The sequence below is a fragment of the Actinomadura barringtoniae genome, from assembly GCF_017573505.1.
GTDB classification, from domain to species: domain Bacteria; phylum Actinomycetota; class Actinomycetes; order Streptosporangiales; family Streptosporangiaceae; genus Spirillospora; species Spirillospora barringtoniae.
This window is the reverse complement of record NZ_JAGEOJ010000003.1, coordinates 589,510-611,260: the sequence shown is the minus strand read 5'-3', so window position 1 is coordinate 611,260 and position 21,751 is coordinate 589,510. Positions and strand designations below refer to the sequence as shown.

Sequence of the window (21,751 nt, the reverse complement as noted above, 5' to 3'; positions counted from 1 at the left end):
TTGACGATCCTTCTAATACGACGGACGCTGGCCGTGTGTGGCCAGGTGGTGGGCGGTCTTGCCTGGTCAGGGACTGGGAGGTGGTTGCGATTCGGTTCGGGCTGTTCTACGAGCATCAGATGCCTCGGACGGGGGAGCAGGGCGAGGAGCAGCGGCTCTACTCCGACGCGCTGGATCAGATCGAGATCGCTGATCGGGTGGGGTTCGACTATGTGTGGGAGGTCGAGCACCACTTCCTGGAGGAGTACAGCCACTCGTCGGCGCCGGAGGTGTTCCTCGCGGCGGCGTCGCAGCGGACGAAGCGGATCAGGCTGGGGCACGGGATCGTTCAGCTGCCGCCCGGGGTGAACCATCCGGCGCGGGTGGCGGAACGGGTCGCGACGCTGGATCTGGTGTCGGGCGGTCGGGTCGACTTCGGGACCGGGGAGTCGAGCTCGAGTGCGGAGCTCGGCGGGTTCGGGGTGCGGCGGGGTGAGAAGCGGGCGCAGTGGAGCGACGCGATCGACGCGATCACCCGGATGTTCGTGGAGGAGCCGTTCGCGGGGTGGGAGAGCAAGTACCTGCAGATGCCTCCGCGGAACGTGATTCCGAAGACTGTGCAGAAGCCGCATCCGCCCTTGTGGGTGGCGTGCTCCAGGCGGGAGACGATTCACTTCGCGGCGCGGAACGGGATCGGCGCGCTGTCGTTCTCGTTCGTGGAGCCCGAGGACGCGGCCAAGTGGACCGAGGAGTACTACCGGATCATCGAGAACGAGTGCGTTCCGGCGGGGTTCGCGGTCAATCCGAACGTGACGGTCGTGCTGCCGATGATGCTGCACGAGGACGAGGCGGTCGCCATTGACCGGGGGATCGATGGGGCGCACTTCTTCGGGTTCGCGCTGGCGCACTATTACGGGACGACGCCGCACGATCCGGGGCGCACGAATGTGTGGGAGGAGTTCCTGGAGCGGCGGGCGCAGAGCGGGTTCGACCGGGACCAGATCATCGCGAACGCCGAGGCCCTGAACGTGAACGTGGGGTCGCTGCGGGGCGCGGTCGGCACGCCCGATCAGGTCGCCGATCTGATTCGGCGGTACGAGGCGGCGGGCGTCGACCAGGTCTCTTTCGTTCTGCAGGCCGGAAACAACAAGCATGAGCACATCTGCGAGAGCATCGAGCTTTTCGGCAAGTCGGTGCTGCCGCGGTTCGTGGAGGGGCGCGAGGAGCGCGAGGCGCAGAAGGCGGAACGGTTGGCGCCTGCCATTGAGGCGGCGCTGGCGCGTCGGAAGCCGGCGCGGGAATTGCCGCCCGGATATCGGATCGACGAGGACGCCGAGCTCGTACGGGCGCGGCGGGCGAAGCGAGCGGCGCGGCCGACTGGCGTGCGGCCTGCTTTGGCGTTGGTGCGGGACGAGGCGCGCGGCAGTGCCCGGCGGCAGATGCAGAAGGGCTTCTACCGGCTCATTCACGGCCGTTCCGATGCCGAGATCGAGCGGCGTTTCGGGCCGCGGGCGCAGCGGGTGTTCTTCGCCGGGATGGCCCGGCAGTACGACGCGTCCATGGCGGGCGGCTTCGAGGGTGAGCTGGAGTTCCGGCTGACGCGCGCCGACGGGACCGTGAGCCCGTGGACGATCGTGGTGCGGGACGGCAAGGCCCGCGCGCGGATGGGGGAGGCGCGGGAGCCCGTACTGACCATCATCACGGGCGCGGCGGACTTCCTGCGGACGCTGTCCGGCGACGCCAACCCCGCGTCGCTGCTGATGGACGGCAAGCTGAAGTTGCGCGGCGACTTTGAGCTTGCCCCCAAGCTCAGCGAGATGTTCGGAGGCCCGTCTCCCTACTGAGGCGGTCTGAGATGGATGATGCCGGTCAAGGGTGGGAGGAGCAGGTCGGGCAGGGCGGTCAGTTCTACGCCCAGGCGCACGGACATGTCGTCGCAGGCCGGGAAGGCGGTCATGGCGCCCACGGCCACGGCTGCCTGGGCGGTGTCGAACGGTGGCCGGACGTCCAGACGGCGTACGAACGCGGCGATCTGCTCATAACGCCACTGCTCGCGATCGGCGACGACGTGGCGCGCCTCGGGATCGACCGCCGCCAGGCCCACGAGGCGCCGGAAGAGGTCCGGATCCGTACTCCAGAAGCGGCACAGCTCGGCGACCATCGCCCGGAAGGCGTCCGACGCGTCCGTGATCGCTGCGGCCTCGCGCATGCGCGGAACGACTTCTGAACGGTCGGCCAGGTCGTCCGCGACGGCTTCCAGGAGACCGAGCTTGGAGCCGAAGTGCCGGTAGACCGTGACCCGCGTGACCTCGGCGTCCTCCGCGACCTGCTCCAGGCTCAACCCGTGATAGCCGGTGTCGATCATGCGTCGGCGCGCGGCGTCCAGCAGCCTGCGCCGCGTCTGCCGCATCTTCGTCGCCCGTAGCCCGGCCATGGCCGAGATGATACAGCTTGTATATTGAGATACAGGCTGTATCGCGAGTTGGAGACCGGGCATGGGAGGCCGAGCGATGGGAGATCGGGTGATGGGAGATCGGGTGATGGGAGATCGGGTGATGGGAGGCCTGGCATGGCTGTGGCGTTGGTGACCGGAGCGAACAAGGGGATCGGCAAGGAGACCGCACGGCAGCTCGCCGAGCGCGGCATGGAGGTGCTGCTGGGCAGCCGCGATCCCGAGCGGGGTGAACGTGCCGCCCGGGAGCTGGGCGTCACGCCCGTACGGCTCGATGTCACCGACCCGGGCGACGTCGCCGCCCTCGCCAAGGACCTGGGGCGGCTGGACGTCCTGGTCAACAATGCCGGGGCGATCGCGGTGGCGCCCGCGCCCTCCCTGACCTCCGACCAGCTGCGCAGCACGTACGAGGTGAACGTCTTCGGCGTCGTCGCGGTGACCAACGCGCTGCTGCCGCTCCTGCGGCGATCCGCGGCCCCGCGCATCGTGAACGTGTCCAGCACGACCGCATCGCTGACGCTGACCAGCGGCGGCACGGACTTCGGCGGCGACGCCCATCTGCGCATGGCGTACTCAAGCTCCAAGGCCGCGCTGAACATGCTCACCGTTCAGTACGCCCAGGCGTTCGCCCAGGACCCGGAGCTGGCGCACATCAAGGTCAACTCCGCGACGCCCGGCTACGTGGCCACCGACATCAACGGCCATCGCGGCGTCCGTACCGTCGAGGAGGGCGCCCGCGCCATCATCGACCTGGCGACCCTGGGCGCCGACGGTCCGACGGGAGGATTCTTCAACGACAAGGGGCCCGTTCCCTGGTGATGAATTCGAGGGGCGGCGTCGATTCGAGCGATCAGAGGTTGCCTGTCACTTCCAGGCAACCTGGGGCGGGGCCGGCGGCATTAGTGAGGGCGTGGAACCGAAATCCATGAGCCGCGACGACGAGTACACGGCGTACATGACGGCTCGCCTCCCATGGCTGCAACGGGTGGCCTACCTGCTCTGCCAGGACTGGAACCGCGCCGACGACCTCGTACAGACGGCGATGACCCGCCTGTACGTCAACTGGCGCCGGGCCCGGTCGGTCGAGAACCTCGACGGCTACGCCCGTACGGTCCTCGTCCGCGTCTTCCTGGCCGAGCAGCGGACCGCCTGGTGGAAGCGGGTCGCGGTCGTACGCCAGACACCGGAACCGGCGGCCGAGACCCTCGACCACGACTCCAACCTCGACCTGCGCGCGGCGCTGGCGGCCCTGCCGCCCCGGCAGCGCGCGGCCGTCGTCCTGCGGTTCTACTGCGACCTGTCGGTCGAGCAGACCGCGGACGTCCTGAACTGCTCGACCGGCACCGTGAAGAGCCAGACCTCCCGCGCCCTCGCCGGCCTGCGCCGCGCCCTCGACCCCACTGTGGAGCTGACATGACCGAGTCCCTGAAGGAGCGGCTCGAACACATCGCGAGCACGCCCCGCACCGGCCGTTCCGGATCGAGCGGTCCTGGCACCAGCGCCGGGCCTGGTGGCTCCGGCCGTTCCGGATCGGGTGGTCCCGGGCCGGACGTCGCTGCGGCCGCTGCGCGCGGACGGCGCGTGCTGCGGGTCCGTCGGGCGGGCGCCGGCGTCGGTACGGCCCTGGCCGTCGGCCTTGTCGCCGGAGCCGTAGCCGTTGGCCCGCCCGGCGACGACAAGGACTCCCCGGCAGCGCCGCCCCTTGCGAGCACTGCCCGTCCCAACCCGCTGATCCAGCCTGCGAGCTTCGGATGGCTGCCGCCCGGCTTCAAGCTCGTGAGCGCCATCAACGAGGGGCCCGGTCAGTTCACGATCGGCGCGGACAACGAGACGGGTAAGGGCGCCAAGCTCAGCCTCACCCTCGTCGAGGGCAAGGAACCCCCCGTGGCGAAGCTCCCCGGAGCCCGCCCCGGCAACCGCACCGCGGCCCCGGCCGTCAACGGCCACAAGGCGTTCTGGACCATCAAGCCGGGCGGTCCGGGCTCAGAGCAGGTGGCGGCGGAGTTCCGCTGGGAGTACGGCCCGAACCACTGGGCGCTGCTCTCGGTCACCGACTCTGCTGCGGCCACCGAGAAGACGATCTACCACATCGCCAGGTCTGTGACCTTCAAGGAGACCCCGGGCGCCTTTCCCTTCACCGTGAAGGGCATCCCGGCCTCGCTGAAGGTCTGCCGCGTCGTGGCCAACAAGGACAGCGACACCTCCATGTGGCTCTCGCAGAACTGCGCCGTGGAAGGCCTGGGCATCTCCGTCGGCAACGCCCAGCCTCCGGCCGCGTACGAGAAACTGAAGACGGCGGGCAACGCGGCGGGCAAGACGGCGGGCAACGCGGCGGGCAACGCGGCGGGCAAGACGGTGGCCTCGTTGAAGCCGAACACCAGCATCGACGGCCATCCCGCCTACGACCGCAGCCTGGACCCGAGCGCCTCTGGCAATGGCTCGTTCATCTGGGTCTTCGGGGTGAACGGCTACGACGTACGCCTCGACGCATCCGCAGATGTTCTCAACCAGCTCAAATCGTCGGGCGGCCTGAAGGGCCTCTTCAACCGCATGACCTTCTTCGACTCCGGCCACTGGACCACCCAGGTTTTCCGCTGACCAGACAAGTGAAGAGGGTGGCCGGGCGCGTTGTCCGCCCGGCCACCCTCTTCGTGTTTCTCGCTGGCCTTTCCGCTATCGAGGCGCTTTCCCCGGCTGGTCGGCGACGGCGACCCTGAGCTGGGCGGACGCGTACATCACGGTTCCCTGCTTCTCGCGCACGCCTTGGGTGGGGGTCGAGGACACCTCAGGCTTGCCGCCCTTGGGCTTGATCGAGTCGTCATGGTCCACGATCTGGCGTTCGCCCAGGAACCTGTACGTCTTCGCGTCGAAGATGACCTCGTAGCGGATGCCGTGCCAGGTCTGCCCGACCGCGATTCCCTTGCGCCCGGCCAGGTCGGCCACATCGCGAGTGACGGTGACGCCGGGAATCGTGGCCGCGGCCTTGAACATCGCGGCCAGCGACGACGGCCGGATGTACTGGGTCCTGATGGTGTCGCCGATCGTGATGAACGCCTGGACATCGGGCGGATTGCCGCCCTCGGAGTGCCTGTAGAGCCAGGTCCGCATTGCCTTGGGCTCAGTTGGCAGACCGGACGGGGCGGCAGGCGAGTTATCGCAGCCGACGGGCGGGTCGGTGAGGTCGATCCTCGGCTGGTGCCCCTCTGCCTTGGCCGCAGCCTCCCTGCGTTCGTAGTCCGCAGAGTTGTCGCACAGCCACACCGTGCCCAGGGGCGCCGCGCCCCCCGTCCCCTGCACCACGCCCGCGCGCCTGCCGTTCACCGACAGCCACTCCTTGCGGTACGTGCGTTCCTCCGCCTTCGTCGCCCGGCCGTCCTTGATGCTGAACGATGTCTGGAAGGCTCGGGATTCGAAGTAGAGGAACTGGTCCGCTCGCGGCCTGAGATCGGGCTGTGCGGCCGCGGCCCGGGACGCGCGGTCGAGGACTTCGGTGGCGGCGACGTTCACCTGCCTGGGGCCGTCACCGCCGTCACCGCCATCACCGCCCCCGTCCCGGCCCTGCAAGGGCACGATCACCGCTGCGACGCCTCCCGCAACGAGGACGGCTCCCAGCCCGAGCCTCAGCCCCAGCCCCAGTCCCAGCTCCCAGCGCCGCGACCGTCGCCCGTTCGCGCGCATCCGCTCCGGCCGCCGCATGTGGGACTGCAGCCGATGCCGTGCGTCGGCGACGGCCTCCTCCGACGGGCCGGGCAGCGCGTCGTGGCGGTCGCGCAGCATCTGCAGTTCATCCATGGTCGAGGTCCTCACGTGTGTTCAGGGCGGAACGAAGCTGGCGACGCGCTCGGTTGACGCGCGAGCCGACGGTGCCGATGGGGATGCCGAGCGCGAACGCCGTCTCCTCGTACGACAACTGGGCGACCACCACGAGCAGCAGCGCGTCGCGATCCCCCCGCGACAGGCGGGCCAGACCGCGCGCCAGCTCAGGGCTCAGCGCCTCGGCCGACACTCGTTCGGCGACTCGCTGGTCGTGGTTCTCGGCGTCCTGCCGTCCCCTGGCTCGCGCGGCGGCCCGATAGCCGCGTACCTCCGCGCGCCGATGCCGTGCGATCAGATTGGTGGCGATCCCGTACAGCCAGGCCCGCGCCTCCGGACGCGTCTGGTCGTACCGGCCCCGCTGGTCGAACGCGGCGAGGAACGTCGCGGCGGCCACATCGTCCGCCGCATCGCCCAACCGCGACGCCACGAACCGATGGATCGCCGCGTGGTACCGGTCGAAGATCACCGAGAACCAGTCGGGCTCGTCCAGCGACTTGGCGATCAGAGCCGCGTCGCTGGTCGCCTCCATCGGTGGTGCGTGAGACTCGATCATGCATCCGGCGCCTTTCTCGGGGGTAGGGACGCCCCTGATTGCCCGATCCCGAGAATCTTCTTCATCCGCCTGTCGATTCCGTCCTCACGCGTTCGTGTAGAGGACGAACCCAGGAGGAGGAAACCCATGTCGTTCACCGCCGAAGAGCTCGCCTACCTGCGCTCCCAGCCGCTCGCCCGCGTCTCCACCGTCTCCCACGATGGCCAGCCCGATGTCGTCCCGCTTTCGTTCGAGTACGACGGCACGTACTTCTGGATCGGCGGCAACGGCGAACAGGTCCTGGACACCCGAAAGTTCCGCAACATCGCTCAACATCCTGAAGTCGCCCTGGTCATTGACGACATGGTGTCGTTCGATCCGTTCATCGCCCGAGGCATCCGCATCTACGGCGTTGCCGAGCCGCCCATCGAACGCGTCGGCATGGTCGGCCCGGGCTTCTACTCCCGCATCACTCCTACCGTCTCGTGGAGCTGGAACATGGACGGCAAGCCCGCCGGCGAGACCTGGTACCCGTCCCGTCGCGCTCTCCACGCCTAACCCTGGGGTTGGGGCCTGAGGCCGGGGGGCCTGGGGCTGGGGCCGGGGCCGGGGCTGGGCTTGACGGGTGTTCGGCAGCGGTCTCCCCTTCCGTGGGGGTTGGGTGCCCGGGTGCGGGTGGGGTGTTGGTTGAAGGCCCAAAAGCTCGGCGACGAGGAAGGTGGGGTGGGGGCTCTGGTTGTTGGTCGGGTGCGGGGCGTCACGGGGTTGGGGTTCGTGCTTGGTGGCGCGCTTCGCGCGGAGTGAGCGGCATCGGTCTCCCCTTCCGTGGCGGTCTGCTGCCCGGCTGCCGGGTGGGGTGCTGGTTGAAGACCGAAAAGCTCAGCGACGAGGAAGGCGGGGGGCATGGCTGGGGGTGGGTTGTTCGGGTGCGGGTCTCACGGGGCTGGAGTTCAGACCCTTTGAGCCGCGCTTCGCGCGGGGGGTGGTGGGTGGTCGGGTTGGCGTTCGCGCCTGTAGGCCCGGAGCATGGTGCCTCCGGGCCTTGGTCAGGCGGCCAGGGATTGATCGTCGCGCCAGGGGTTGGCGTCGTGTTCGGGGATCGATCTTCGAGATCTGGCGATCCCGTCCGGCGCCAAGGTCCGGTAGACGAATCGGCCGTCGCTCTTGCTGATCTGTATCTGTTGCGGGTTGGTGTGTTTCCAGCGGTTGTGCCAGCCGCAGCACAGCGTCAGCTTGTCGATGTCGGTGGGGCTTCCCAGTGCCCATCCGTCGACGTGGTCGACCTCGCACAGAAAACCGGGCACCTCACAGCCGTGGACGGCGCAGGTGTCATACAGGGTCTCCAGGGTGCGGCGTTGACCAGCGCTGGCGATCCGGACCGTGTGGCCGAGGTAGAGGGGGATGTGTCCGCGTCCGAAGATCAGGGGTGAGATACCGGCGGTCAACGCCAGGCGGCGGACCTGCTCGGCAGGGATCGGGGTGCCGTCACGGAGTCGCCCGGGCACATCGGCGCCGGTCAGCGTCTCCAGGTCAGCGATCACCGTCACGCGGGTAGCGCCATGGCCACCGGCGAGCACGGAAGTGAGGGCGGCGGCGGTCCGCTCACCTAGATCACGACGGTCATCGGTCCCGGCGGGCTTGGCCAACGGAGCGAGGGTGCCGTCCAGGATCGCGGTGTCCTCGGGGTTGAGCCAGCCCTTGAGGTAGCAGCCCCCATCCAGCGACCGGCTGACCGTCACCCAGGACCGCTCATAACCCCGCTGCACATCCTCGGGAGGCTTCTCCTCACCGTTGTGCTCACGCACCAGGTCATGGATCTTCCCGCCCAGCTTGGCGACCTTCCCCGCCGACAAACCCTCGCCTGCGGCAGTAAGGAGGATGTCCTCGGCCGCTGCGGTGTCATCGTCATTGAGACGCTGCACGGCGTCGGCGATGGTGGCCGCATAGCCGAACGACAGCTCACCAGCGGCCAGGCCCGTGCGGACACGGCCGAGCCGGTGAAGTTGCCGGGCCAGGGTGATGCGTTCCTTGGCGCGGCCTTCGCGCATGCCCATCCGACACCGCAGCCACGCCTGCGTGGACGGCAGGCCCCAGTGCTTCATCTCACCGGTCCGGTCGACCACCGCAATCAGCCCGGCCAAGACATGCTCGGCCTGATCGGTCACCGTCGCCAGCGCCTCAGCCAATTCCATACAGGCGACCCCGGACTCAGGCGCAGCCCTATTAGCGAGTTCAGAGAATATGACGGAGGCCGCTTCCACCAACTGCCGAGTGGAAGCGGATTCGGTGCCCGCCACGATCGAACTCATACCGTTATTTTACCATCACAGTCTGCCATTTTGATGATCAAATAGGCGATATTCGAAGATTCTTTCGATGGTGCTTTCCCGCGCGAAGCGCGGCTATCAAAGCTTGTAGCTCAGCTCCGTGAGACCCGCACCCGAACAACCCAGCCCCCGGCCCCGCCCCTTCCTTCCTCGTCGCTGAGCTTTTTGGCCTTCAGCCAGCACAAACCCGCAGACGGGCACCAGCCAGAGCGGAAGGGGTGACCGTAGCCGCCTAGAGATCCTTCAAAATGCCGCGAAGAATATCGGGGGTAGCGGCAGCAGGAGCAGCCTGCACGGCCAGCCGATTCATTACATCCGTGTAGTGACACAAATCGGCGGGCTTATCCGGATATGCGGCCCCGGTCAGCTGCTCCAGATAAACGACGTCATCCAACTCCGCAGCAGGAAGGCGAAGAATGCTGACAGGCCCGCCAGCGCCATGACCACCGGCGCTGAAAGGACTGATCTGGATGGTGACGTTCGGGATCTGGGCCAGGTGGATCAGATGACGAAGCTGGTCGCGCATGACGGCGGGGCCGCCGAAGGGGCGGCGGACGGCACCCTCGTCGATGATCGCCCAGAACTTCAGCGGTCCAGGCCGAGTGAAGACGCGCTTGCGTTCCATGCGGAAGTCGACGCGGCGTTCGATCTCCTCCGGCGCCGTGTCGGGCAGACCGAGGCGGATGACGGCGCGGGCGTAGTGCTCGGTCTGGAGGAGGCCGGGGACGAACTGGACCTCGTAGCAGCGGATGAGCGCGGCGCCCTGCTCCAGCCCCAGGTACGCCTCGAACCAGGGCGGGACCAGGTCGCTGTAGGGCTGCCACCAGCCGGGGGCACCGGCCTGGTGGGCGAGTTCGAGGATGGGGAGACGCTCGACCGGGTCGATGACGCCGTAGAGCGTCAGGAGGTCGGCTACGTCGCGTTCCTTGAAGCGGACGCGACCCAGCTCCATGCGGCTGATCTTGGAGGCGGAGCCGCGGATCTCGTAGCCGGCGCGGTCGGCGGTGACGCCGTGGGCCTCGCGGAGCTGGCGGAGTTGGGCGCCGACGAGGAGACGGAGGACGGTGGGCCCGGCCCGTTGCGCCGTGGGCGCGGTCGGGGCAGGCTTCAACGCTGTACCGTCTGCCATCGCGCCTCGGCTCCTTTGCGGGGGATGCGGGGGGAGTGCGGGGGTCGCAGTACCGGGGCCGTTTGAATTTTCCCGACCAACATAGACTGGAAGTAGATAATTTGCACACCCCGGTCGTTTTGTGCCGGTGTCGGGCGTGCGGGATGCTGGGACCGTGTCAACGGAGACTCATGTGAGCGCCGCCGAGCTGCGCGCCTTCCTGCACGGGCTGCCGGGGGTGGACCAGGTCGGGGCCGAGGAACGGGCCGCGCGGCTGGCCACCCGGTCCATCAAGACGTCGGCGAAGGCCCAGGCCATCGACCTGGCGATCTCGATGGTGGACCTCACCACCCTGGAGGGCGCCGACACCCCGGGAAAGGTGCGGGCGCTGTGCGCCAAGGGCGTCCAGCCCGATCCCGGTGACCCGGACGTGCCGAGGGTGGCAGCCATCTGTGTCTACCCGGACATGGTCGGCGTGGCCGTCGAGGCGCTGAGGGGGAGCGGGGTCGGGGTCGCGAGTGTGGCGACGGCGTTCCCGTCGGGGCGCGCGCCGATGGAGGCCAAGCTCGCCGATACGCGGGCGGCGGTCGAGGCGGGCGCGACCGAGATCGACATGGTGATCGACCGGGGCGCGTTCCTGGCCGGGGACTACCTGAAGGTGTACGAGGAGATCGTCGCGACGAAGGCGGCGTGCGGCGAGGCGCATCTGAAGGTGATCTTCGAGACCGGCGAGCTCGTGACCTACGACAACGTGCGGCGGGCCTCGTGGCTGGCGATGCGCGCGGGCGCCGACTTCATCAAGACCTCCACGGGCAAGGTGTCGCCGGCCGCGACGCTGCCGGTGACGCTGGTCATGCTGGAGGCCGTACGGGACTTCCGGGCGGAGACGGGGCGTCAGGTGGGGGTCAAGCCCGCGGGCGGCATCCGCACCACCAAGGACGCGATCAAATACCTGGTGCTGGTCAACGAGACCGCCGGGCCCGACTGGCTGACCCCGCAGTGGTTCCGGCTGGGCGCCTCCAGCCTGCTGAACGACCTGCTGATGCAGCGCCGCAAGCTGGCCACCGGCGTCTACTCCGGCCCCGACTACTTCACGCTCGACTGACTGGACTGCTGACCATGGATTTCCAGTACGCACCGGCGCCGGAGTCGCGCGACGTCGTCGACATCAGGCCCTCGTACGGCCTGTTCATCGACGGCGAGTTCACCGACGGGCACGGCGAGCCGTTCAAGTCGATCGATCCGTCGAACGAGGAGACGCTCGCGGAGATCGCCTGCGCTGACTCGGCCGACGTGGATCGAGCCGTCAAGGCCGCGCGGACCGCCTACGACAAGGTCTGGGGCCCCATGCCGGGGCGCGAACGGGCCAAGTACCTCTACCGGATCGCGCGGATCGTTCAGGAGCGGGCGCGCGAGCTGGCGGTGCTGGAGTCGATCGACAACGGCAAGCCGATCCGCGAGTCGCGGGACGTGGACGTGCCGCTGGTCGCGGCGCACTTCTTCTACTACGCGGGCTGGGCCGACAAGCTGTCGTACGCCGGGTTCGGGGCTGATCCCAAGGCGCTGGGCGTGGCCGGGCAGGTCATCCCGTGGAACTTCCCGCTGCTGATGCTGGCGTGGAAGATCGCGCCGGCGCTGGCGTGCGGCAACACGGTCGTACTGAAGCCGGCCGAGACGACGCCGCTGACCGCGCTGGCGTTCGCCGAGATCTGCCGCCAGGCCGACCTGCCGCCGGGCGTGGTCAACATCGTCACCGGCGCGGGCGACACCGGGCGGCTGCTGGTCGGGCACGACGGGATCGACAAGGTCGCGTTCACCGGGTCCACCGACGTCGGCAAGCAGATCGCGCGCGGCGTGGCCGGGACCGACAAGAAGGTCACCCTGGAGCTCGGCGGCAAGGCCGCCAACGTGATCTTCGATGACGCGCCGCTGGACCAGGCGGTCGAGGGCATCGTGAACGGGATCTTCTTCAACCAGGGCCACGTGTGCTGCGCGGGCTCGCGGCTGCTGGTCCAGGAGTCGGTCGCCGAGGAGCTGCTGGCGCGGCTGAAGACCCGGATGGCGACGCTGCGGGTCGGCGACCCGCTCGACAAGAACACCGACATCGGCGCGATCAACTCGGCCGAGCAGCTGCAGAAGATCCGGATGCTGTCGGAGGTCGGCGAGCAGGAGGGCGCCGAACGCTGGTCGCCGCCGTGCGAGCTGCCCCAGCGCGGCTTCTGGTTCGCGCCGACCGTCTTCACCTCCGTCGCGCAGTCGCACCGCATCGCGCGCGAGGAGATCTTCGGCCCGGTGCTGTCGGTGCTCACCTTCCGCACGCCCGCCGAGGCGGTCGAGAAGGCCAACAACACCCCGTACGGCCTGTCCGCCGGCGTGTGGACCGACAAGGGCTCGCGGATCCTGTGGATGGCCGAACGGCTGCGCGCGGGCGTGATCTGGGCCAACACCTTCAACAAGTTCGACCCCGCGTCGCCGTTCGGCGGCTACAAGGAGTCCGGATACGGCCGCGAGGGCGGCAGGCACGGGCTGGAGGCCTACCTCGATGTCTGATTCCCGCTCTGAGAACCGCTCCGGCGACCGGCTCACGGTCCGCAAGACCTACAAGCTGTTCATCGGGGGCGCCTTCCCCCGGTCCGAGTCCGGCAGGTCGTACGTGGTGAACGACGGCAAGGGCGAGTTCCTGGCCAACGCCTCCAGGGCGTCCCGCAAGGACGTGCGCGACGCGGTGGGCGCGGCGCGCAAGGCGTTCGGCGGCTGGTCCGGCCGTACGCCCTATAACCGCGGCCAGATCCTCTACCGCATCGCGGAGATGCTGGAGGGCCGCCGCGCGCAGTTCGTGGACGAGCTGCGCGGCGCGGGACTCGGCAAGGGCGCGGCGAACGCGGAACTGGACGCGGCGATCGACCGCTGGGTCTGGTACGCGGGGTGGGCGGACAAGCTCGGCGCGGTCGCCGGGTCCGCCAATCCGGTCGCCGGACCGTTCTTCAACTTCTCCACTCCGGAACCGTCCGGAGTGGTCGGAATCATCGCGCCCGACTCACCGCTTCTCGGACTGGTGTCGGTCGTCGCGCCGGCGATCGTGTCGGGCAACACATGCGTCGTCGTCGCCTCCGAACCGGCTCCGCTCGCAGCAATTTCGTTCGCGGAAGTGCTCGCGACCTCCGACCTTCCCGGCGGTGTCGTGAACCTGTTGACGGGGCGTCGCGACGAACTCGCGCCGTGGCTCGCATCGCACATGGACGTGAACGCGATCGACCTCGCTGGAGTGACAAAAGACCAGGTCAGAGGCCTAGAAGAGGTCGCGGCCGACAACCTGAAGCGGGTGCTTCGACCGACCGTTACGGACTGGTCCGCCGAGCCGGGAACGGTGCGCATGACCGCGTTCTTGGAGACCAAGACGGTGTGGCATCCGGTGGGCGTCTGATCCCTCGAATGACAATGCGTGTGTAGAGCTTCACTAAGTGTGGAATAGATCTCCCCGTAACTGATCATCACGGGGGGGAGATCAGTGCCTACCAAGACCACATCGCGTAAGACGACCAGTCGCGCGAAGAGCACAGGCACCAAGAAGACCACCGCTGCGAAGAAGTCTCCGGCGAAGCGCACCAGCGCTGCCGCGAAGACCTCGGCGCCGCGGACCACGGTCAAGCGGTCCGCTGTCAAGAGCACCGCTAAGAAGGCCACGACCGCCAGGAAGGCCACCGCCAAGAAGACGGCGGCCAAGCGGACGAGCGCGGCCAAGAAGACGGCGGCGAAGCGGACCACCACGGCCCGCGTCGCCACCGCCAAGAAGGCACCGGCCAAGCGCGCCAACGCCGCACGGAAGAGCACGGCCCGCAAGTCCGTCGCCAAGAAGGCGCCGGCCAAGCGGACCACCGCCGCGCGGAAGAGCACGACCGCTCGTAAGAGCACCACTGCTCGCAAGAGCACCACTGCTCGCAAGGGCACTGCTGCTCGTAAGAGCACGACTGCTCGTAAGAGCACGACGGCGCGCAAGTCCACGGCCGCTCGTAAGAGCACCGCGGCGCGTAAGAGCACCGCGAGCCGTCGGTCCACCGTCACCATGAGCCGGTCCTCGTCGGCGGCGGCCACCAAGGCCAAGTCCGCGTCGACCAAGGCCAAGTCGGCGGCCAAGACCATGAAGACCGCGTCCACCAAGGCGTCGGCTTCGGTCAAGGCCATGACCGCCATGACCAAGGCCATGTCCGCCGCCACCAAGGCGATGGGCGACGCGGCCAAGGCCATGGACGCGGCGGCCAAGGCCGTCAGTTCGGCGAGCAAGGCTCCGGCGGCCAAGAAGACCGCCGCGCGCAGGCCCGCCGCACGCAAGACGACGGCCCGTAAGGCCACGGCCCGCAAGCGCACGTCCGCTGCGCGCAAGAGCACCACCGCGCGCAAGACGACCGCCCGCAAGGCGACCACCGCTCGCAAGGCCGCGACCGCGCGAAAGGCCGCGGCGAAGAAGACGACCACGGCGCGTAAGAGCACCGCCGCCCGGAAGTCGGCTTCGTCCCGGTCCACCGCCACCGCGCGCGCCGCCAAGAAGACCACGGCCAAGAGGGCCGCGGCCAAGAAGGCGACCGCGCGTAAGAGCACGGCGGCCAAGAAGGCGACCGCGGCCAAGAAGGCCACGACCGCCCGCAAGGCCACCACCGCTCGTAAGAGCACCACGGCGCGCAAGACCGCGGCGGCCAAGAAGACCACGGCACGCAAGACGACGGTCCGCAAGACCGCCGCCGCGCGGCCGAAGGCCACCAAGCCGAAGGCCACCACCACGCGGCCGCGCACCACCAAGTCCACCACTGCGAAGAGGACCACCGCCCGCAAGGCGGCGGCTCCGAGCACGGCCACCACGTCGCCTCTCGTCGAGGCCAAGACCGACGTAGGGTCGATGCAGCACTCGTCCAGTGGGGACGGCGGTTTCCTGTCCGGTGTGACCGGCGGCCGGACCAGCTGAACGGTGTGAACCGGCGGCGGAGCCCCTTCCCTTGCTGGGACGGGGCTCTGCCGGATTTTCGACACCCTTCGGAGGAGCCATGGACGACAAAGAGATCCTTGCGCGCATCCACGAGTTCGTGGCCGAGGAGCAGGACCTGCGGGGCCGTTACCAGCGCCGCGAGCTGTCCGGCGACGAGGAGCACGCACGGCTCCAGCAGCTGGAGGTGGCGCTCGACCAGTGCTGGGACCTGCTGCGCCAGCGCCGGGCCCGCCAGGAGGCGGGAGAGAACCCGGACGACGCGGCGCTGCGCCCGCCCGGTGAGGTCGAGGGCTACCTGCAGTAACGAGGGCTACCTGCGGTAACGAGGGCAGCCTGCGGTAACGAGGTCCATCCGCCGTAAGGAGCGCTACCTCCGGTAGCCGACGCCCTATATGCAAATGAGCCGGTCCCCGGATTTCCGGGAGACCGGCTCAACTGCGTCAAGCCCAGGGCTACATGCGCTCGGGCGTCGGAACGCCCAGCAGGTCCAGGCCGGTGACCATCGTCCGCAGCGTGGCCGCGCACAGCGCCAGCCGCGACGCCTTGGTCGCCTCGTCCGGCGCCTTCAGCACCGGGCAGTTCTCGTAGAACGTGGTGTAGGCGTCGGCCACCGAGTAGATGTAGCCCGCCAGCTTGTGCGGCTCGGCCGCGTCGTAGGCCTGCTCGATCGCGGTCCCGAAGCCCAGCAGCTGCAGGGCCAGCGCGCGTTCGGCCGGGTCACCGATCACGATCGGCCCGGTCGCCGACTCGGGGTCCACGCCCGCCTTGCGGAAGATGGAGCGGATCCGGGCGGTCGCGTACTGCAGGTAGGGACCGGTGTTGCCCTTGAACGAGATCATCCGGTCGAAGTCGAAGATGTACTCGCTGTCGCGGGCGACCGAGAGATCGGCGTACTTCACCGCGCCGATGCCGACCGCGTCGGCGATCTGCGCCCGGGCCTCGGAGCCGAGCGAGTCGTCGGGGTTGACGTTGTCGTACTCGGCGGCGGACCGTTCGACGGCCTCGTCGAGCAGGTCGGTGAGCCGGACGGACTCGCCCGAACGGGTCCGGAACCGCTTGCCGTCGGTGCCGAGGACCATGCCGATCTGGGCGTGCTCGGCCCGTACGTCGTCGGGCAGCCAGCCGGCCATCTTGGCGGCGGCGAAGACCATCTGGAAGTGCAGCGACTGGTCGGCGCCGACGACGTAGATGATCCGGTTGGCACCCAGGTCGTTGACCCGGTAGCGGATGGCCGCCATGTCGGTCGTGGCGTAGCCGTAGCCGCCGTCGCTCTTGCGGATGATCAGCGGGATCGGGGCGTCGTCGCGGCCGGTGAACCCGGGCGGGAAGACGCACAGCGCGCCGTCGCTGATCTGCGCGACCCCCGAGCTCTCCAGCTCCTGGGCCACGTTGTCGAGCATCGCGTTGTAGATGCTCTCGCCGGCCAGGTCGGCGTCGGTGAGGGTGACGCCGAGCCGCGCGTAGACCTTGTTGATGTAGACGACGGTGTCGTCGATGAACTGCTGCCAGAGCCGCAGCGTCTCGGGGTCGCCCGACTGCAGCGTGACGACCCGGCGCCTGGACCGCGCGGCGAACTCGGGATCGGAGTCGAACTTGGTCCGCGCCGCCTGGTAGAAGCGGTTGATGTGACCGGCCGACAGCTCGGCGGCGGTGGCCTCCTCGCCGACGTCGGTGAGGTGCTCGATGAGCATCCCGAACTGGGTGCCCCAGTCGCCGAGGTGGTTCTGCCGTACTGCCTTGTGGCCGAGGAACTCCAGCATCCGCACGATCGAGTCGCCGACGATCGTGGTCCGCAGGTGGCCGACGTGCATCTCCTTGGCCACGTTGGGCGCGGAGTAGTCGACCACCACGGTCTGCGGCGTGGTGGCCTTCGGCACCATCAGCCGCTCGTCCTCGAGCACCTGCTGCGCCTGCCCGGCGATCCACTCGTCGCTCAGGGTGAAGTTGATGAACCCGGGCCCGCTGACCTCGACGCTGGACGCCACATCCGAAACGTCCAGGTTCGCCACGATCTCGTTGGCGATCTGGCGCGGGTTCTGCTTCTCGCCTCGCTCGCCCTGCAGTCGCTTGGCCAGCGGCAATGCCACGTTGGCCTGCAGGTCGGCGAACTGCGACGGCCGGATGACCGGGTCGGCGTCCGCGTACGTCGGCCCGAAGGCGGCGCTCAGCGCGGCCTGGACCTTGTCGGCGAGTACGAGTTGCGGATCGGGCATGCTTCCAGGCTATCGGTGACCCGGTGTTGATCAGGTAATGATTTCCCTCGCGGACGACCGTTTTCGGGGCGCCCGAGAGGTCTGTGACCCCTGCGACCCGTGTGGCCTCTGAGAGGGCCTATGCCGCGATTGCGGCCGCTGCGAGGTAACGAGCCTCACGCGAGGCCTCTGCGGGCCGTACAGGGCCGCTGAACGCCGCGAACGACCTTGCGCCGCGAACTCACGCTGCGAACGACCTTGAAGGTGTCGTCCTCACCGTTCACCCGAGCCACCCGAGCCAGCAGGCCCGTCCGAGCCACCCGAGCGGTCCGGGCGGCCACCAGGACCGGCCGGGCTACCCGAGGCGCCGGAGCCACCCGAGCTGCCCGGACCGGCCGAGCCACCCGAGCCTGCGGGCTCGCGGAGTTGGCGTAGGCGGGTCAGCCAGGAGTCCCAGCGGAGCAGGAACGTCAGGAGGACGGCGGCGGCCGCGGCGATGAGCAGGGCGGCGCTGTCGTTGCCGTAGTTGTCGGGGTGGAGCGCGAAGAAGTTGCGCAGCCACGGGACCGCCAGCACGATCGCGAACGCCGCGCCCATCACGGCGACGAGGCCGAGCCGCCACCAGTTCCAGGGGCGGGCGATCAGCAGCAGCACCCACAGGGCCAGCAGGAACAGCGCGATCGTGGCGGTCGAGCTGTCCTCCTCGAAGGTGCTGTTCGGGTTCTTGGTGGCGATCATGTAGCCGGCGAACGTGGCGATGCCACACGCGAGACCGGCGGGGATCGCGAAGCGCAGCACGCGCGGCACGAAGCCGGAGCGCGCGCGTTCCATGTTGGGCGCCAGCGCGAGGAAGAACGCGGGGATGCCGATGGTCAGCGTGCTGATCAGGGTCAGGTGCCGGGGCAGGAACGGGAACCGCACGTGCATGATCCCGACCAGGATCGCCAGGATGATCGAGTAGACCGTCTTGGTGAGGAACAGGTTGGCGACCCGTTCGATGTTGCCGAGCACGCGGCGGCCCTCGCCGACCACCGACGGGAGCGTGGCGAAGCTGTTGTCCAGCAGGACGATCTGCGCGACGGCGCGCGTGGCGCCGCTGCCCGAGCCCATCGAGACGCCGAGGTCGGCGTCCTTCAGGGCGAGCACGTCGTTGACGCCGTCGCCGGTCATCGCGACCGTGTGGCCGCGCGACTGGAGCGCCTTGACCATGGCGCGCTTCTGCTGCGGGCTGACCCGGCCGAACACCGAGTTGTCCTCCAGCACGTCGGCCATGCCCTCGACGTCGTCCGGCAGCGTGCGCGCGTCGACGGGGTGCTCGGCCTTGGGCAGCTTCAGCGTGCGCGCGATGGCACCGACCGAGACCGGGTTGTCGCCGGAGATGACCTTGACCGCGACGCCCTGCTCCTCGAAGTAGCGCAGGGTCGCGGGCGCCTCCTCGCGCAGCCGCTGCCGCAGAACGATCAGGGCGGCGGGTTCGGCGCTCGCCGTCACGTCCAGCGCGTCCGGGTCGGCGAAGGCGGCCTCGGGAACGCGGGCCAGCGCCAGCACGCGCAGGCCGGTCGAGCCGAGCTCCTCGGCCTTGTGCCGGTTGGGGTCGTCCGGGCCGAGCAGCACGTCCGCCGCGCCGAACACCCACGCGCCCTCACCGGAGAACGCCGCGCCGCTCCACTTGCGCGCGGACGAGAACGGCACCGTGGACTGGGTCTTCCACCCCGGATCGGGAACGTCCAGCCCCTCCTTGACCGCCTGCATGGTGGCGTTCGGGTCGGGGTCGTCGGCGGCGAGGGCGGCGAGCGCCTGCCTGCCGGGCAGGTCATCGCGCAGCACGACGACCTGGTCGAGGTCCATCCCCGGCTCGGTCAGCGTGCCGGTCTTGTCGACGCACAGCACGTTCACCCGGGCCAGGCCCTCGATCGCGGGCAGCTCCTGCACCAGGCACTGCCGGCGCCCGAGCCGTACGACGCCCACGGCGAACGCGATGCTGGTCATCAGCACCAGGCCCTCGGGGATCATCGTGACGACGCCGGCCACCGCGCCGACGATCGCCTCGCCGAAGTGGTGCTTGCTCACGGTCAGCTGGGTGACGAAGAGCAGGATCGCGGTCGGGATGATCAGCCAGGTGACGTACTTGAGGAAGGTGTTGATGCCCGACATCAGTTCCGAGTGCGACAGCGAGAACTTGCTGGCCTCCTCGACCAGCTGGGCCGCGTAGGCGTCCCGTCCGACCCGGTCTGCGGTGAAGCTGCCGCCGCCCGCGACCACGAAGCTGCCCGACTTCACCTCGTCGCCGGGCTGCTTGTGTACGGGGTCGGCCTCGCCGGTCAGCAGCGACTCGTCGATCTCCAGGCCCTGTGAGCCCACGACCGCGCCGTCCACCACGATCTTGTCGCCGGTGCCGAGCATGATGAGGTCGCCGAGCACGACCTCCTGCTGTTCCAGCTCGGCGACGACGCCGTCGCGCATCACCTTGACCGGCGTCTCGCCGACGACCGCGAGCTTGTCCAGGGTGCGCTTGGCGCGCAGCTCCTGGATGACGCCGATCGCCGAGTTGGCGATGATGATGCCGCCGAACAGCCCGTCCTGCCAGGCGCCGAAGATCAGCACCAGGACGAACAGCGAGCCGATCAGCGCGTTGAAGCGTGTGAAGACGTTCGCGCGGACGATCTCGCCGACCGACCGGCTCGACCGGCGCGGCACGTCGTTGACCTGGCCCGCGGCGACGCGTTCGCGCACCTGCTCGGCGGACAGCCCGCGGGCAGGCGCTTGCTGTACATCCGTCACTTTTCCCCCGTTGGATGCACCCTTCGTTGGATGCACCCCTTCCCCAAGATCACTCGGGGCAATCCCACGCTAAGCCGGTGGGGGTGACTCTCCGGGCCTCGGGTGTCGGTCGGATGGCCGGGAGGAGGCGCCCTCGGGACTCTTGGCCGACTTCTCTTGATCACCACCCGCCGGAGCCGGGGAGGCCGGTGGAGCCGGTGGAGCCGCGGGCGGCGACGCCGGTGCTTCGGTGGCCGGCGGGGCGGGCTGCGGCGGCTCTGGAGTCGGCTGAACGGGCTTCGCGGCCGGCTTCTCGGCGGGCTTCTCGGCGGGCTTCTCAGGCTTGTCGGGCTTGTCTGGCTTCTCGGCAGGGCGTTCGGGGGCCTTCTCGGGAGTCCGCTCAGCGGGCTTCTCGGCCGACCTCTCGGATGGCTTCTCCGACGACTTGTCCGACGACTTGTCCGAGGACTTCTCTTCGCGGTCGGGGTGGATGAGGCGCCCGAAGCGCGACGGGGTACGGGTGGCGGCGACCTGGTCGCGGATGCGTTCGACGATCCGGCCCGCGGCCAGCTCGTGGGCGAGCGCGCAGGCGGCGGTGATGGCCTTGGCCCGGGCCGCGCCGTGCGCGATGACGACCGTGCCGTTCAGACCGAGCAGCACCCCGCCGCCGTAGGTCTCCGAGTCGAGCCTGTCGCGCAGCTCCTGGAGGCGGCGGCGCTGGAGCAGCGTGCCCAGCTTGGCCGCGCGGCTGGCGGTCATCGCCTCGCGCACCTCGTGGAGGGCCATCCGGACCGTGCCCTCCATCGTCTTGAGGGCGACGTTGCCGGTGAAGCCGTCGGTCACGACCACATCGACGCTGCCGCGCAGCAGGTCGTGACCCTCGACGTTCCCGGAGAACTCGATGCCGCGCTGCCCGTCGGCCAGCAGCTCGTGGGCGCGCTTGGTGACCTTGTCGCCCTTGCCCGCCTCGACGCCGATGTTGAGCAGGCCGACCGTGGGCCGCTCCAGCCCGAGCCTGATCTGGGCGTACGCGGTGCCGAGCGCCGCGAACTGCACCAGCGTCTCGGGCTTGACGTCGGCGGTGGCCCCGGCGTCCAGCAGCACGGTCGGCCGGGGGCGGGTGGGCAGCGTCACCGCGATGGCGGGCCGCATCACGCCCTGCTGGCCCTTCAGCCGCAGCCGCGCGGTGGCGACCACGCCCGCCGTGCTGCCCGCCGACACCAGCGCCGACGCGCGGCCCTGCTTGATCAGCAGGCAGGCGATCGCGACGGAGGAACGGGGCTTGCGCCAGCTGGCCAGCGCGCCCTCGCCCATGTCCAGCGCCTCGTCGGCGTGCACTATGGGGATCTCGCCCGAGATGCCGTGCCGGTCCAGCTCCCTGCGGATCCGCGGCGCCTGGCCGACCAGCACCAGCCGCACGCCGTGCTCGCGCACGGCCGCGACCGCCCCCGCGATGATCTCTTCGGGGGCGTGGTCGCCGCCCATGGTGTCCACCGCGATCGGCGCAGGGCGGGTGCCTCTGCCGGGCATGGCGGCTCCAGGGTGGACGGGCGAACGATGCAGCTCACCGCATCGTATGGCGTCCCGGGAACCGCCCCGGCAGCTCC

Annotated in this window: 17 protein-coding genes and 1 pseudogene; 10 read left to right on the top strand and 8 right to left on the bottom strand. The window is 69.4% G+C overall.

Annotated features, from left to right (window positions below):
* Nucleotides 1-80 precede the first annotated feature (80 nt).
* Nucleotides 81-1,823: an LLM class flavin-dependent oxidoreductase gene (locus tag J4573_RS09665; RefSeq protein ID WP_208254929.1), complete on the top strand. Its 1,743-nt coding sequence runs from the start codon at nt 81-83 to the stop codon at nt 1,821-1,823.
* Here the strand turns inward: J4573_RS09665 and J4573_RS09660 are convergent.
* On the bottom strand, nt 1,817-2,413 hold the full coding sequence (locus J4573_RS09660) for a TetR/AcrR family transcriptional regulator (RefSeq protein ID WP_208254928.1): 597 nt from the start codon (nt 2,411-2,413) through the stop codon (nt 1,817-1,819). The two genes, J4573_RS09665 and J4573_RS09660, sit on opposite strands and share 7 nt — an antisense overlap.
* A 135-nt stretch (nt 2,414-2,548) precedes the next feature.
* Here J4573_RS09660 and J4573_RS09655 point away from each other — a divergent pair, with 135 nt between their 5' ends.
* From J4573_RS09655 to J4573_RS09645, 3 genes are all read left to right on the top strand, one after another.
* The gene (locus J4573_RS09655) at nt 2,549-3,250 is read left to right on the top strand and encodes an SDR family oxidoreductase (RefSeq protein WP_208254927.1); all 702 of its coding nucleotides are present in this window, start codon (nt 2,549-2,551) and stop codon (nt 3,248-3,250) included.
* Nucleotides 3,251-3,356: 106 nt separating this feature from the next.
* A complete protein-coding gene (locus J4573_RS09650) occupies nt 3,357-3,848 on the top strand; it encodes a SigE family RNA polymerase sigma factor (protein ID WP_208254926.1) in 492 nt (163 codons plus the stop codon).
* Nucleotides 3,845-5,029, top strand: a complete 1,185-nt coding sequence (locus tag J4573_RS09645; RefSeq protein ID WP_208254925.1) for a hypothetical protein — start codon at nt 3,845-3,847, stop codon at nt 5,027-5,029. Before J4573_RS09650 ends, J4573_RS09645 begins: the two co-directional genes overlap by 4 nt.
* A 75-nt stretch (nt 5,030-5,104) precedes the next feature.
* Here the strand turns inward: J4573_RS09645 and J4573_RS09640 are convergent, their stop codons facing one another.
* Nucleotides 5,105-6,223 carry a CU044_5270 family protein gene (locus tag J4573_RS09640; RefSeq protein ID WP_208254924.1) on the bottom strand — a complete coding sequence of 373 codons (1,119 nt, stop codon included), beginning with the start codon at nt 6,221-6,223 and terminating at the stop codon, nt 5,105-5,107.
* Complete coding sequence (locus tag J4573_RS09635) at nt 6,216-6,800, bottom strand: RNA polymerase sigma factor (protein WP_243772679.1); 585 nt, start codon at nt 6,798-6,800, stop codon at nt 6,216-6,218. The genes J4573_RS09640 and J4573_RS09635 overlap by 8 nt, the downstream gene beginning before the upstream one ends.
* A gap of 126 nt (nt 6,801-6,926) precedes the next feature.
* Between J4573_RS09635 and J4573_RS09630 the strand changes: the two genes are divergently transcribed.
* The gene (locus J4573_RS09630; RefSeq protein WP_208254923.1) at nt 6,927-7,337 is read left to right on the top strand and encodes a PPOX class F420-dependent oxidoreductase; all 411 of its coding nucleotides are present in this window, start codon (nt 6,927-6,929) and stop codon (nt 7,335-7,337) included.
* Nucleotides 7,338-7,825: 488 nt separating this feature from the next.
* Here J4573_RS09630 and J4573_RS09625 read toward each other — a convergent pair whose 3' ends face one another.
* Nucleotides 7,826-9,088: an HNH endonuclease signature motif containing protein gene (locus tag J4573_RS09625; RefSeq protein WP_208254922.1), complete on the bottom strand. Its 1,263-nt coding sequence runs from the start codon at nt 9,086-9,088 to the stop codon at nt 7,826-7,828.
* 250 nt (nt 9,089-9,338) lie between these two features.
* Nucleotides 9,339-10,235: a Sco1979 family transcriptional regulator gene (locus J4573_RS09620; protein WP_208254921.1), complete on the bottom strand. Its 897-nt coding sequence runs from the start codon at nt 10,233-10,235 to the stop codon at nt 9,339-9,341.
* A gap of 154 nt (nt 10,236-10,389) precedes the next feature.
* Between J4573_RS09620 and deoC the strand changes: the two genes are divergently transcribed.
* From deoC to J4573_RS09595, 5 genes are all read left to right on the top strand, one after another.
* Nucleotides 10,390-11,319: a deoxyribose-phosphate aldolase gene (gene deoC / locus J4573_RS09615; protein ID WP_208254920.1), complete on the top strand. Its 930-nt coding sequence runs from the start codon at nt 10,390-10,392 to the stop codon at nt 11,317-11,319.
* Nucleotides 11,320-11,333: 14 nt separating this feature from the next.
* Nucleotides 11,334-12,764 (top strand): aldehyde dehydrogenase family protein, encoded by a 1,431-nt coding sequence (locus tag J4573_RS09610; protein ID WP_208254919.1) that lies wholly within the window; start codon nt 11,334-11,336, stop codon nt 12,762-12,764.
* A complete protein-coding gene (locus J4573_RS09605; protein ID WP_208254918.1) occupies nt 12,757-13,638 on the top strand; it encodes an aldehyde dehydrogenase family protein in 882 nt (293 codons plus the stop codon). The genes J4573_RS09610 and J4573_RS09605 overlap by 8 nt, the downstream gene beginning before the upstream one ends.
* Before the next feature lie 84 nt (nt 13,639-13,722).
* The gene (locus J4573_RS09600) at nt 13,723-15,171 is read left to right on the top strand and encodes a hypothetical protein (RefSeq protein ID WP_208254917.1); all 1,449 of its coding nucleotides are present in this window, start codon (nt 13,723-13,725) and stop codon (nt 15,169-15,171) included.
* A 79-nt stretch (nt 15,172-15,250) separates the two neighbouring features.
* Nucleotides 15,251-15,496 (top strand): DUF2630 family protein, encoded by a 246-nt coding sequence (locus J4573_RS09595; protein WP_208254916.1) that lies wholly within the window; start codon nt 15,251-15,253, stop codon nt 15,494-15,496.
* Nucleotides 15,497-15,644: 148 nt separating this feature from the next.
* Here J4573_RS09595 and argS read toward each other — a convergent pair whose 3' ends face one another.
* From argS to plsX, 3 genes and pseudogenes are all read right to left on the bottom strand, one after another.
* Complete coding sequence (gene argS, locus J4573_RS09590; protein ID WP_208254915.1) at nt 15,645-17,405, bottom strand: arginine--tRNA ligase; 1,761 nt, start codon at nt 17,403-17,405, stop codon at nt 15,645-15,647.
* Nucleotides 17,406-17,657: 252 nt separating this feature from the next.
* Nucleotides 17,658-20,165 (bottom strand): HAD-IC family P-type ATPase, encoded by a 2,508-nt coding sequence (locus J4573_RS09585; RefSeq protein WP_208254914.1) that lies wholly within the window; start codon nt 20,163-20,165, stop codon nt 17,658-17,660.
* A gap of 459 nt (nt 20,166-20,624) precedes the next feature.
* Nucleotides 20,625-21,674, bottom strand: a pseudogene (gene plsX / locus J4573_RS09580) (phosphate acyltransferase PlsX); the annotation flags it as partial.
* Between the last annotated feature and the right edge of the window lie 77 nt (nt 21,675-21,751).